This window comes from Collinsella sp. AM38-1BH, from assembly GCF_003467545.1.
In the GTDB taxonomy this organism is placed as follows: domain Bacteria; phylum Actinomycetota; class Coriobacteriia; order Coriobacteriales; family Coriobacteriaceae; genus Collinsella.
In genome coordinates, this window is sequence record NZ_QSHC01000001.1 from 117,142 (window position 1) to 131,063 (window position 13,922).

10 protein-coding genes are annotated in these 13,922 nt (G+C 59.3%); all 10 read right to left on the bottom strand.

The genetic code is table 11. The features are described from left to right. Positions 1–482: 482 nt before the first annotated feature. A complete protein-coding gene (locus DW870_RS00415) occupies positions 483–1,424 on the bottom strand; it encodes a transketolase family protein (protein ID WP_117769460.1) in 942 nt (313 codons plus the stop codon). Between the two features lies 1 nt (position 1,425). Continuing rightward, positions 1,426–2,256 (bottom strand): transketolase, encoded by an 831-nt coding sequence (locus DW870_RS00420; RefSeq protein WP_117769458.1) that lies wholly within the window; start codon positions 2,254–2,256, stop codon positions 1,426–1,428. Positions 2,257–2,463: 207 nt separating this feature from the next. Continuing rightward, entirely contained in the window at positions 2,464–3,354 is an 891-nt protein-coding gene (locus DW870_RS00425; RefSeq protein WP_006235307.1) for a YitT family protein, read from the bottom strand. Between the two features lie 165 nt (positions 3,355–3,519). Next, the gene (gene prfB, locus DW870_RS00430) at positions 3,520–4,668 is read right to left on the bottom strand and encodes a peptide chain release factor 2 (protein ID WP_117769456.1); all 1,149 of its coding nucleotides are present in this window, start codon (positions 4,666–4,668) and stop codon (positions 3,520–3,522) included. Next, entirely contained in the window at positions 4,668–7,475 is a 2,808-nt protein-coding gene (secA, locus tag DW870_RS00435; RefSeq protein WP_117769454.1) for a preprotein translocase subunit SecA, read from the bottom strand. Before secA ends, prfB begins: the two co-directional genes overlap by 1 nt. Before the next feature lie 339 nt (positions 7,476–7,814). Continuing rightward, the gene (rpmE, locus tag DW870_RS00440; protein WP_006235303.1) at positions 7,815–8,240 is read right to left on the bottom strand and encodes a 50S ribosomal protein L31; all 426 of its coding nucleotides are present in this window, start codon (positions 8,238–8,240) and stop codon (positions 7,815–7,817) included. Between the two features lie 367 nt (positions 8,241–8,607). Further along, positions 8,608–8,952, bottom strand: coding sequence for a hypothetical protein (locus DW870_RS00445; RefSeq protein ID WP_006235302.1), 345 nt, complete (start codon positions 8,950–8,952; stop codon positions 8,608–8,610). 1 nt (position 8,953) lies between these two features. Then, entirely contained in the window at positions 8,954–10,642 is a 1,689-nt protein-coding gene (locus DW870_RS00450) for an ATP-binding cassette domain-containing protein (protein ID WP_158565174.1), read from the bottom strand. A 279-nt stretch (positions 10,643–10,921) separates the two neighbouring features. Beyond that, the gene (locus DW870_RS00455; protein WP_117769450.1) at positions 10,922–11,662 is read right to left on the bottom strand and encodes an ATP-binding cassette domain-containing protein; all 741 of its coding nucleotides are present in this window, start codon (positions 11,660–11,662) and stop codon (positions 10,922–10,924) included. Next, a complete protein-coding gene (locus DW870_RS00460) occupies positions 11,659–13,890 on the bottom strand; it encodes a hypothetical protein (protein WP_117769447.1) in 2,232 nt (743 codons plus the stop codon). The genes DW870_RS00455 and DW870_RS00460 overlap by 4 nt, the downstream gene beginning before the upstream one ends. Positions 13,891–13,922 lie beyond the last annotated feature (32 nt).

The window sequence follows — 13,922 nt, forward strand, 5'->3', positions numbered from 1 at the left end:
TTTAAACTACATGAGCGCTTTGTATTTTAGCAGCATTAGCTTTGCTGCACATAAGAAGCATGGCGTGCTTAGGGATCCCGTCGGCCGTGCACAGGGTTACTCTCCAAATCGTCCTCGGACATGTCGGAGCCCCCGCTGCGCACTACGTGCGGCGGGGGCTCCTCCGTCCTGCGGAAAGATTTGGAGAGTAACCCTGTGTCCGGCCTGCGATAACTAAGGGGTCGCTGCGTTTATCTTGAGGTGCTGCATATACAAAGCTGGAAGGGTCTGAATTGCGCTTTGTCGATATATGCCCTTTTTCCTGATGGGACCGTGCTTGAGGGGCGTCTTCATGAGTTGCGGTGAAATAGGGACTGTTTTACCAGTTAAAAGGTCTAATCAGTCCCTATTTCACCGCAACTGAAACAGGGGCGCTCTCCAAGAGAGCGCCCCTGCCGGGTTTCCATAGTTCTGGCGAAGCAGTCCTTGAGATCCGCCTTGCCTTATGCCAAGAACTCCTTGGTGGTCGCCACGATGTTGGCGGCGTCCAGGCCATACTTGTGCAAGAGCTCGGCACCCGGGCCGGACTCGCCAAAGGTGTCGTTGACGCCGATCTTCTTGAGGGGCGTCGGGCACTGCTCGCACAGGACGTCGGCAACGGCGCTGCCCAGGCCACCGATTACAGAATGCTCCTCGACGGTCACGACGTGGCCGGTCTTGGTGGCGCTCTTGACGATCAGGTCGGCATCGATGGGCTTGATGGTGTGCATGTTGATGACCTCGGCGTCGATGCCCTCGGCAGCGAGCTGCTCGGCGGCCTCGAGAGCCTCGCCGACCATCAGGCCGCAGGCGATGATGGTGACGTCGGCGCCCTCGCGCATGACAATGCCCTTACCCAACTCGAAGTTGTAGGTCTCGGGGTCGTTGATAACCGGCGAGGCCAAACGAGCGAAGCGCATGTACACCGGACCGTCGCACTCGTAGGCGGCGCGCGTTACGGCGCGGGCCTCGACGTCGTCGGCAGGAACGATCACAGTCATGCCGGGGATGACGCGCATGAGGGCAATATCCTCGCAGCACTGGTGCGTGGCGCCATCCTCGCCCACCGAGATACCGGCATGCGTGGCACCGATCTTAACGTTGAGGTGCGGGTAGCCGATGGAGTTGCGGACCTGCTCAAAGGCGCGACCGGCAGCGAACATGGCAAAGGTGCTCGCGAAGGCAACGCGGCCGGTGGTCGCGATACCGGCGGCGACGCCCATCAGGTTGCTCTCGGCAATGCCCACATCGAAGAAGCGGTCGGGGCAGGCTGCCTTGAACTTGCCGGTCTGCGTGGCGGCAGCCAGGTCGGCGTCGAGGACCACAAAGTCATCGTGCTCGTTGGCGAGCTCGACGAGGGCCTCGCCGTAGCTTACGCGCGTGGCGATTTTCTTGACATCTGCCATCCTAGAGCTCCTCTCCGGCGGCCGTGAGCTCTGCCATGGCCTGCTCAAACTGTTCATCGTTGGGGGCCTTACCGTGCCAACCCACCTGGTTCTCCATAAAGGAGACGCCCTTGCCCTTTGTGGTCTCGGCGATAATGGCGGTAGGCTGACCCTTGGTGGCGCGGGCCTCGGCAAAGGCGGCGCGGATCTGGTCAAAGTCGTTGCCGTCGGCGAGCTCCACCACATGGAACTTGAAGGCGCGGAACTTGTCTGCCAGCGGCATGGGGTCGTTGACCTCCTCGACGGGGCCGTCGATCTGCAGGCCGTTGTGGTCGACGATCACGCAGAGGTTGTCGAGCTGCTGGTTGCCGGCAAACATGGCGGCCTCCCAGACCTGGCCCTCCTCGCTCTCGCCATCGCCCAGCAGGGCGTACGTGCGGTAAGTATCGCCCCAGTGCTTGGCGGCAACGGCCATGCCCACAGCGGTGGAGATGCCCTGGCCGAGCGAGCCGGTGGACATGTCGACGCCCGGGGTGTCGTTCATGTTGGGGTGACCCTGCAGGTGGCTGCCGATATGGCGCAGCGTCTCGAGGTCCTCCTTGGGGAAGAACCCACGCTCGGCGAGCACGGCGTACAGGCCCGGAGCGCAATGGCCCTTGGAGAGCACAAAGCGGTCGCGATCGGCCTTGCGGGGATTAGCTGGGTCGACGTTCATTTCCTCAAAGTACAGATAGGTCATGATGTCGGCGGCGCCGAGCGAACCGCCCGGATGGCCGGACTTGGCAGCGTGCACGCCGGTGACGATGCCCTTCCTTACCTCGTTGGCAACCTTTTTGAGCTCTTCGTCGCTCATTGTGCCTTCCTTTCATCCTCTTAAGACAAGATGCGCACGGCACCGAAGGTAATCCCAACACAGCCGCAATGCACGTACGTCATTCATTATGCTGGAAACTGGAAGCTTTACCAGAGTATTTATCATTATTTGAACAATTGAGCAGGCAGAACCGCTGATGAAACGGTTTATCAATGTGAACGTCTTTTGGATGGAACGCAGTCGACCCTACGCGCTAATGTCCTTGAATCCCTCGCCGAAGGCTTCCGTAACGTCAGCGACCGTCACAATGGCGTGAGGATCGCGCTCGCGCACGATCGTCTTGAGGGTATTGAGCTCTCGACGGCTCACGATGACCATAATCACCGGCTTCTCGGCACCCGAATACATGCCAGTCGCCTTAAACTTGGTACAACCACGACCCAGGCCATACATGATATCGGCAGCGATATCAGGGAACTTGTCCGAGATGATGAGTACCATACGGCGTTTGTTGCCACCATCGACCACGGCATCGATCACGTAGCCGCTAATGACCATCGAAAGGCCTGCATATAGTGCGTTTTCGATTGAAAAGACCGGAGCCGACAGCGCGCATACGGCAACATCGATCGCCATGACGGTCGAGCCCACCGGCAGCGAGGTGTTACGCGAGATGATTTGGCCAATCGTGTCCGAGCCGCCGGTGTTGGCGCCGGCGCGCAACACCATGCCGTAACCGATGCCCGTAATAATGCCGCCCCACATGGCAGGGAGCATCAGGTCCGCATCCGCCAGAGGTGCTACAAACGGGGCGAACAGATCGGTAAAGAAGCCCAGCAGCACAAAGCCCGTCGCGGTCTGCACCACGTAGAACATGCCACCCTCGCGCATAACGACCAACAACAGCAAGGCGTTCATCACGATGGTCTGGATACCGACGGGAAGCGACACGCCTCGCGCCGCGCCGACAGCCTGGATAATAGTCGCAAGGCCCGTAACGCCACCGGCGGCAAGACCGTTGGGAATCAAAAACAAGTCGGTCGCGATGGCGGCCAAGGCACACCCCAACATGATCTGGGGCAGGTCGTGAAAGAAGTTCATCGAAAGAATGCGCTTGATGTCCAGACGATATGCCATGCTGCCTCCCTCAAAAAAGCGCACCCAAACGGATGCGCTTTGAACTTCTTGCTGTATTCGATTCTACCGATTCGCCGAACAAAAACCACCCCTGCGCAGGGTTTGTTCTGGATACAAACCCGTCCAACCGTTAGGCTTGGCATCGGCTTGAAGCCGCCCGATGTTTTAGACCTCCGAGCCTTCTGCATCAGCGTTGCCGGTAGCCCAACGGTGATAGCCAATCACAAACGGATCCAGATCGCCGTCGTCAAGAACGGCCTCGACGTTGCTGGTCTCCACGCCCGTGCGCAGGTCCTTAACCATCTGGTACGGGTAGAGCACATAGCTGCGGATCTGGTTGCCAAAGCCGATAGTGGTCTTGGGCCCGCGAATCTCATCCAGGGCCTCAGCGCGCTTTTCGAGCTCAATCTCGTACAGACGAGCCTTGAGGATCTGCATGCAAGCGGCCTTGTTTTGAATCTGGCTGCGCTCGTTTTGACACGTGACCACGATACCGCTGGGGAAATGCGTCACGCGCACGGCGGAGTCGGTGGTGTTGACGCCCTGACCGCCCGGGCCGCTTGCATGGTACACGTCGACGCGAATGTCATCGGGACTAATCTCGATATCGATATCGTCGGGTAGTACCGGAATGACCTCGACGCCGGCAAACGTAGTCTGGCGGCGCTTCTTGTCGTCGGTGGGGCTAATGCGCACCAGGCGGTGAACACCGGCCTCGGCACGAAGCATGCCAAAGGCATCCTTGCCTTCGACGGTAAAGGTCGCACGATCGATGCCGATGACCTCGGCCGCGGGGCAATCGTTGATGGTGACCTTCCAACCGCGGCGCTGGCAGTACTTCATGTACATCTTAAAGAGCATGAAGGTCCAGTCCTGGGCCTCCAAGCCACCCTGTCCGGGTTTGATGGTCACAATCGCGTCGCCATGGTCGAACTCCCCGGTAAACCAGCTCGCAAGCTCAAGCTCGTCGATAGCGCGGGATAGGCGCTCCGCCGTAGCGGCAGCCTCCTCACGCAGCGCAGCGGCATCGGGGTCATCGCCCATTTCCTCGGCAAGCTCCAACGCGGCGCGAGCATCGGAAAGCTCACCACGCGCGGTATCCACGGCGGCGATGTCCTCCTTGGCGCGCGCAATCTCCTCCATCGTGGCGCGAGCGGCATCGGCATCGTCCCAAAAGCCCGGGGCGACGCTTTTGGCCTCGAGCTCCGTTACGCGGGTGCGCTTCTCGTCCAAATGGAGGTACGACTCGACCTCGCCGAGTCGGTCCGCAAATGCGTCCAACTCGGCAGGCGTTACCTCTAGAGTCTCGGCCATTAACGATTCCTGCCGTGGCAGTACTTGAACTTCTTACCGCTACCGCAAGGGCACAGGTCGTTGCGGCCCACGTTGACATAAGGGTCATCGCTCTCGGACTTGCGGTAGGTCGTCACCTTGCCACCGTTGTTAACGGCAGCCGGACCACCCTGGACGGCGGTGCGGGCCTGCACCTGAGCCTGCTTGCGCAGTACCGAATCGCTGTTGTCGCCATCGACCTCGGCGGGACCAGAGAAGTGCGCACCCTTAAGGGCGGGGTCCTCCTTGTGCTCCACAGCCTGCGGGGCAGCTTTGAGCTCAATGCGCAGAACAGTGCGCAGGTAATCCTCGTACATGGTATCGACGAGCATCTGGAACGCGCCGTAGGCCTCGGTCTTATACTCAACCAGCGGGTCGCGCTGGCCAAAGCCGCGCAGGCCGATACCGGTCTTGAGGTAGTCCATTTCCTGCAGGTAGTTCATCCAACGCGTATCGATGACGCGCAGCATAACCTGGGTATTGAGCTCGCGCATCAGGTCCTCGCCCAGGCGCTCGGCCTTCATGTTGTAGCACTTCTCAACATAGGCCAGGACATCGGCGGCCAGGGCCTCAAAGTCCTCGTCGGGGAACTGAGGGGTATCGATATGCCCGGTCAGCTCGACGACCCACTTACGCAGGCCCTCAAGATCGCGCTCGCCCTCGTGGCTGTCCTTGGTGCAGAACTCCTGAACACAGCGGTACACAGTGTCGTGCATGACCTCGGTGATGTGGTCGGTCAGGTCCTTGCCGTCCAGAATCTTGTTGCGCTCGGCGTAAATGACCTGGCGCTGCTTGTTCATGACGTCGTCGTACTCAAGGACGCTCTTACGCATGGAGAAGTTGATGCTCTCGACCTTGTGCTGGGCGCTCTCGACGGCCTTGGAGATGATCTTGTGCTGGATGGGCATGTCGTCGCCCATATCGGCCGTGACCATCATCTTGGAGACACGGTCCATCTTGTCGCCGCCAAACAGGCGCATCAGATCGTCCTCGAGCGACAGGTAGAACTGGGTCTCGCCCGGATCGCCCTGACGGCCGGAACGGCCACGCAACTGGTTGTCGATACGACGGGACTCATGGCGCTCGGTGCCGATAACGGTCAAGCCGCCGGCGGCAAGCACGCGCTCGCGCTCGGCCTTGCAGGTCTCCTTGGCCTCGGCGTTAAACTGCTCGAGCTGCTCGGGCGTCACGTCCTCCATGGTCAGGCCCTCGTACTCCAGGCGCTCGCGCACCAGCTCGTCGGGGTTGCCGCCCAGCAAGATGTCGGTACCACGACCGGCCATGTTGGTGGCGATGGTCACGGCGCCGTAGCGGCCGGCCTGGGCAACGATATGGGCCTCGCGCTCGTGGTGCTTGGCGTTAAGGACCTCATGCGCGATACCGCGCTTAGTGAGGGCGGCGGACAGCTTCTCGGAGCTCTCGATAGAGACGGTGCCCACCAGGACCGGCTGGCCCTTGGCGTGACGCTGCTCAACATCGTCGGCGACGGCGTTGTACTTGGCCTGGATGGTGCGGTACACCAGGTCTTCGTGGTCAACACGCTGCACGGGCCTGTTGGGGGGAATGACCTCGACGGGCAGCTTGTAGATCTCGCGGAACTCGGCGTCCTCGGTGAGCGCCGTACCGGTCATGCCGGAGAGCTTGTCATACAGACGGAAGTAGTTCTGCAGGGTGATGGTTGCCAGCGTCTGGTTCTCCTCGCGCACGAGCACGCCCTCTTTGGCTTCGATGGCCTGGTGCAGGCCCTCGGAATAGCGACGGCCTTCCATGATGCGGCCGGTGAACTCGTCGACGATCTTGACTTCGCCGTTGGTGACCACGTACTGCTTATCGCGGTGGAACATGTACTGGGCCTTCAGCGCCTGCTGCAGGTGGTTGACCAGCTGGCCGGAGAGATCGGCATAGATGTCATCGATACCCAGGCGGCGTTCAATCTTCTTAAGGCCGCGTTCGGTGGCGGCGATGGTGTGCTTGGCCTCGTCCATGACATAGTCGCCCGTGGGCTCCACGTCCTCGGTGGCGGTGAGCATGTCGTGCGAGACGTCCTCGCCGCGCTCGAGGCCGCGCACGGCGCGCGCGAAGTCCTTGTAGGTGCTGGCGGACTTGGTGCCGGCGCCCGAGATGATGAGCGGCGTTCTGGCCTCGTCGATCAGGATGGAGTCAACCTCGTCGACGATGGCGTAGTTGTGACCGCGCTGCACACGCTGCTCGGGGCGGGTGACCATGTTATCGCGCAGGTAATCGAAACCGAACTCGGAGTTGGTGCCGTACGTGACATCGGCCTGGTAGGCCGGGCGCTTAAGCTCGAGCGGCATGTTGTTCTGCAGCAGACCGACGGTCATACCCAAGTACTTATAGATACGACCCATCCACTCGGAGTCACGCTTGGCCAGGTAGTCGTTGACGGTGACGACGTGCACGCCCTTACCGGCGATAGCGTTGAGATAGCCGGCCAGCGTGGAGACGAGGGTCTTGCCTTCGCCGGTCTTCATCTCGGCAATGTGGCCCTCGTGCAGCGCCATGGCGCCGATGAGCTGTACATCAAAGTGACGCATGCCCATAGTGCGCTTGGAAGCTTCGCGCACGGTGGCAAAGGCCTCGGGGAGCATGTCGTCGAGCGACTCACCGTTGGCGTAGCGCTCACGGAACTTATCGGTCTGGGCGCGGAGCTCCTCCTCGGTCATCTTCTCAAACTGGGGCTCAAGACCGTTGATCTTGTCGACGATCTTGTAGTAGCGCTTCAGGTCCTTATCGGATCCAAAGGACAGCAGCTTTGACATGAATCCCATGTGGTTTTCCTTTTTGGCCATCGCCCGCGGCATGAAACCTTGGACGAGTTAAACACAGATAAATGTACTTTAGCCAAACAAGGCGCCGCCTATGCGGTCGACACACTCGACCACGTAATAACTACGACAGCCTGCCAAAAAGGGACCGGTTTATTTTGTCAGCTTTTATCTGGGAAAACGCTGTCTCTTTGCCATTTGGCGCAAACCAATCTGCCCCTTCGCACCAACCCGGTGCAATGGGGACGGGTTAGCTTGCACCAATAAAAAGAAAAGGGCCACGCACCCAAACGGATGCGCGGCCCTTATGCCATGAATGCGAGCAATTCCGCGGCGAGCTATTTACTCAGCAGCCTCGGTGGTCTCGGCCTCAGCAGCGGCCTCCTCGACGGGAGCCTCTGCGGGAGCCTCGGCGGCCTGCTTAGCAGCCTCCTCGGCGAACTTAGCGGCACGCTTAGCCTTCTCGGCAGCCTTAGCCTCAGCGGCGGCCTTGCGAGCAGCCTCGGCCTCAGCAGCCTTGGCGGCCTTGGCGGCCTTGGCCTCCTCGGCCTTCTTGAGCTGAGCGGCAGCGGCGCCACCGAACTTGTCGGCGAAGCGCTGGACGCGTCCACCGGTGTCGACGAACTTCTGCTGGCCGGTGTAGAACGGGTGGCACTCGTTGCAAAGCTCGACCTTCATCTCGGACACGGTAGCGTGCGTCTTGAAGGTGTTGCCGCAGGAGCACGTCACCGTGCACTCGACATACTGGGGATGGATACCCTGCTTCATGGTAGGACTCCTTATTGGTCAGGCGCTGGTTACCGATCAGCGCATAAGGCGTCTTGGTTTCCGACCAAGACAACAAACTCGGCTATGGTACCACGGCGCCGCGTGTCACACAAAAGGTTCACGGTCTTTTCGGAACGACACGAATCTGACCCATCGAAACACATCTCCACCGTTCCTTCAACTGGGAAAATGCCGTCCCCGGGGCCTGAGAAGGGCCCCGGGGACGTTCGACTGACTGCGGGAACGGCCTTTCCGCTCAATGTGTTCGGCTGAGATCGGAAATCAACCAAACTGAACTAGGTTCAGTTGACATGGTTAAAAACGAGGGGCGACGCTTTTGCGTCACCCCTCGTCCCGGCCGGTTGCTTTAGTTGTACACACGGTAGTTACACTTGAACTGGGTTATGTGTCCATAGTTGGAGCGGTACCAACCCGACGTATAGCTGATTGCCTCTGCGCCTAGATAGTCGTAGCCCTTGTTGTAGCGAAGCTGACGGTAGGTCGTGTCGTACTCTGCTACGTAAAACGTGTCTCCAGAGAAGGCTTTGTACCGGTCCTTAACCGTCGAAGCCATGTACGCGGGTTCGACATCGCCTTTCTCCCCGTTGAGCGCATAGACAGGTGCCGCGATTCCGCATAAAGCCGTTGCCACGAGGATGGCGTAGACAGCCATGCGCGACGCATTGGACTTCAACTGTTCAAATAGTTTCATGTCATTCACCTCGCTCGTATGTATCGAGGTATTCCTGCTTGAGCGTCTGCGAGGACGACTCGATCTTTTCCACGAGCGTGCCGGCCTCGATGAAGTAGAACGAGTTGGTGAGGTCTGCCAGGTCGTCGAGTAGATGGCTTGAAATGAGCACGCTTCGTCCCCGCGCCACTTCGCTGCGCATCGCGTCGCAGGAGGTTTTCCGTTTTCCCGGATCGAGGCCGTTCAGCGGTTCATCGAGGATGAGGTACGGGCAATCGGTCGCTATCGCCATGGCAAGCTTTACCTGCTGCTTCATTCCTGTCGAGAGTTTACGGGTCGGCTTGTCGAGATATGGGGAGATTCCGAGGGAGTCGCAGAGCGAGTCGATGTCGGCGGCCGATTTCCACGCCTCCCTAACGAAAGCAAGGTGCTCGATGGCCGATAGCGTGGGATAGAGATCCGCGCTGCCCGAAGAGCTCAGGTAGACGAGTTCTGCAAATTCGGCTGATCGACGCTGGCAGATTCCGTCTGCCAACAGGCTTCCCGAGCGGATGCGGGTGGGAAATTGGCCCGACAGCGCTTCAAGAAGGGTGGTTTTCCCCGAGCCGTTGGGAGCAACGAGGCCCACCGCCGTTCCCGGGCTCAGGAAAAGCGATCCGATTGAAAGTATCGTCGTGCTCCCGTATCCCACGCTCGCGTCCAGAAGCTCGAGCCCATGGTGCTTTTTAGCGGGTCCAGCCTGTTTGGGCGAACGTGTCGCAACGGCGCCGACCGCAAAAAGGACCGCGACGTATGCCAGGGCCACGGCAAGCATCGATGCGCTGCCTGAACCGGAGCCAATGAATTCTGTCGGGAAGCATCCTACGTAACCCGTTGCCTCGATAGGCGAGAACACGGCCAGCGGCAGGAGATTGAGCGCGGCGCTATGCCCCAGTGCCGAATCGGACAGTAACGGGAATACCGGAGCCGCGACAAGCAGCGCGGAGGTAAGGGGGCCCGCGAGGACGCGCCTCGTTGCGGTCGATAGGACGGCGGAGCAAACGGATATCAAGGTTCCGCCCGCAAGCAGCGCGAGAAGCAGGGTCGTGAAGACGTTTCCCGCGGTCGTGGTGGTAAGCGCGCCGTCATGGAAGAAGGCGATCGGGTACCCAATTTGCCCGAAGCCGTTTAGGGCCAAGGCGTAAATGCCCCCGGGTGCGAGGCCGGCGAGGAGCATCGCGGTCCCCGCGACGATTATCGAAAACACGATCTGGATAAGGCGCCGGAATTTGGGCACGGGCGCCTTCGCCGCCAGGGTCCCGGGCCTTGTGGCGCCGAGCACGAGTATCGACGAGAGAAGGAAGGGGATGAAGGGGAGGAAAGACGGCGCCGTGGCAATGGCGTAAGGCAGGAAGGAAAGGAATGGCAGGTCGTTTGCGGAGGCCGGGATATCCGTGATGCCGGAGCTGCTCAGGGCGCGGCAATACGCGAGGTCTGCGTCATTGGTCTCTCGGTCTCCCACGATGGACCCGGATTGGAAGCCTTCGCCCATGAGCGCGTAGTAGCTCTCGGCAGAATCGAGAAAGGCGGCGTCGGTTTGAGCGGCAAGGGCGGCGTTCGCGTATCTTGCAAGCTCCGCGTCATTTTGCTGCTCTGGAGATAGGTCTGTGCCGCCGGCCTGGGGCGCGCGCGTATTGAATGCGTCGACAAAGCTCTGCATGCCCTGTTTCATAAAGAAGGGCCCGTAGATGGGTGAATTGAACGCAATGGGGATGGAGAAGGCTGCGGCGAGAACGAGCGTAGAGATCCATACGGCCTTGTCTCTTAGGATTAGTTTGAGAAGAAGTCGACAGTACATTTGGAAGCACCCACATTTCCCAAAGCATCGTTAGATTAATAATGACAGACCGGATGAAGATACGTGCGACGGGGGCGAGGCGGATGGCTGAGCGGTATCGATACGCGGGTTCAACGGTATTATATTGACCACATAGATTTTTAACTTGCATTTCTACCCGCCCTTTTCGTAGAGTCGCCGATACGTGCTTAGCGCACCCTCGGCGCGTCCGGCAGGCTTTGCGAAATGGGATCCAGGAGACTTCGGCGCAGCATCATCTTGCGGAATGCTTCTAATGAGCCTCCCATCCTTCAAAAACAGAATCTCATCGCACAGCCTATCGACCGAATCCAAGATGTGGGATGACATGATGATGCACGTACCAGAATCGGCCAGCTTCCTGAGAATCTCGGAATGCAAGTCCACCCTGCTGGGGTCGAGCGCGTTCATGGGCTCATCTAATAGAAGGTACCGCGCGCCCGTCGCATACGCAATCGCCAGGGTAAGCTGCTGCTTCATGCCCTGGCTCAGAGTGCGGATCCTCATCTTCGCGAACTCGCCTATCTGCGTTTGTTCCACTATCTCTTCGATATCGCGAGCATGCGGCCACATATCGCAAACCATCTTGAGGTGATCTTCCGCACGCAATCCGGGATACAGCAGCGTCCCCTCACCAGGTGCATAGAAGATCATAGAACGGACCTCTCTCGCACCCGTACCCTGCACCTCATCCAGAACGATGCTCCCGTCCACGCGAGGACCCGGCAAACCTGCCATCGCACGCAGCAACGTCGTCTTTCCATGCCCGTTCGGAGCGACGAGACCGTAGACCGTACCCGGGGCAAACTCAGCGTTCACCGAATCTACGAGCACCTTCTTTCCATAAGAGATCGTCAGCGTTTGAAGGTCAATCATCGAGATCGTCCCCTTTCGATCTTTGGAACACTCAGGCGCACCATCAACGGAGATACGGCGCCCAAGACCACCAGCAGAGCGCCCGATGCGCCGGCGACCTCTCCAAAAGGCATCGCGTTCGTCCCTCGCCCAAGGAACCCAATCGTCCCCACCTGGGAAGCGGGATCAAACGAGGCGAATGGAGCCAGCAGCGCGACGCCCATGCCCACGCTTTCAACATGAGCGCTCAACGAACCCAACACCAAGAGAACCGCGCAAACCATTCCGGTGACAACGGGGTTGCGGCTAATCGCTGCTGTCAACGCAGCGACGACGGAAATCACGCCGTATGCCATGACCAGCAACGGAATACTGCACAACACCGCCTTCCCCACCATGGACGTTGTCGAAGCTCCCGCCCGAATGAGAGCGACGGGATACTCCGATCCACCCGCACCGTTCTTAATCACGGACACAACGACAGCGGGAACCATCGACACCAAAAGCAGCACCAAGCCAAGCAGGAGAGCCAGCGCAACAGCCGTCAGAAAACGCACATGCGCTGTTGCGGGGATCTGGAGAACCAGAAGGGAACGACACTGCAGGTGGGTGCACGCGAGCGATGTGACAACCACGGGCAACAGCAAAAATAAGGAGGGAAGCGCTGCCTGGAGATACGAAAGGAGGATTAATGGGGGCATCTTCGTACTTAACTCGTAAACCTTGGGGTCCGGCAAGCTCGCGATCGACTCAAGCAGAAGGGCGCGCGCCTCCGCACGAGAAGGAGTCTCCGGCTCGATTCCGATCGATTGCAGGAGAGTCGCATCTGCCGCGCCCAGCTCACCTCGAGCGCGCTCGTACGTCGCAAGGCTTCGAAACCCCTCCGCAGGCATAGGCGCATACACGAAACCCGAAAGAGCATCCCGCATGTCTTCCAGGGCCGCTTTGCCCTCGACGTCCATATTCGCAGCGTTCTGCTCTAGATACCGATCTATTGAACGGAGCTCCCCATCCCTATACCGAACAGCGGAAACGTTATCAGCGTCAGGAAACATCTCGACCAGAGCCGGGGCCAGCATCGTCGTCGACATTGCAATCGCGCATACGGCGAGGGTAGGAGAACGCAGGAGCAGTTTCCCCATCGTTCTTACGTATGCAACGGCGGAGGCACAAGCGCTCGAACGAGTTGCCGTTCTCGATGCAGTGAAGGAACCTCTCTCAAGACAAATCGGGGATATCGGGCACGCGCAGCCGCTCTTTCCAGCAACGCAAAGCAGGCTAATTGCCAGCACCTCGATCCCGATTGCACATACGAGGGCAATCGCGCCACGCTCGAAGCAAAGTCCAGGCAGATTCACTATCTGCGTTGTCGGGTACGGGCTATAGGCGCCGACGGTCAACTCAGTGTTCGCATACGTAAGGGGATTCAACAGGGCGAACTCACGTAAAGCGATGGATCTTCCGTAATACCCGGGAACCATCGTCACCCCCATCAGGGCACATACGAACACGATTCCAAGCGTAGGGTTATTGGCAATCTTCACGGCAAGGTGAACGACAAGCGAGATGAACGCTGCCACCAAGAATTGCAAGATGGCCGTCTGCGCGAACACCAGCCAAGCCGGTTTGATAACCGGAGTCGCATATTGAATGTAGCCTATCGGATAGAACGGCGAGCCCGGGCCATTCTTCACAAGCGCGGCGATTATCCCTGGAAGATTGATGGCGAGGACGGCAAGCATTGCAAAAACACTCGCCCATACGCTCGATGCAACAAGTCTACCCAGCTCGCCCATCGGTGCCTGGATGATGAGCTTTTCACGTTTGTTAAGACGCGCGGCAAGGAACGAGACGGCAACGGCCGTTGCGACCCATAGCAAGTACTCCTTCGATCCGTCATAATAGGTGTACTCTCCATCCGATATCTGCAGAAACGGAAGTAGGGGAGAGAGCGGTGCCAAGATAAGACGTCCCGCGGCAAGAGGGTACAGAAGCGCGGGCATGCTTGATGAAGAGGTATAGACACCGTCCTCCCCCGCATTCACAAGCGCATCCGCATAGGATGCTGACAATTCCTGCTCAACACGGGTTATTCCCGACTCGAGGTATTCGACCCGTCCGTCGATGCCAGCCGCGCTCCTGAAGACGGGCAGAGCACAAAGAGCCATCAACGCAACAACGACAACACAGAGCGACCTGGAGGAGAGAAGCGACCTAAAGATCGCCTTCGAGATTTTGAGCATATTCATCGCCAACCTTAACCTCATCCAGTCGGAACAGA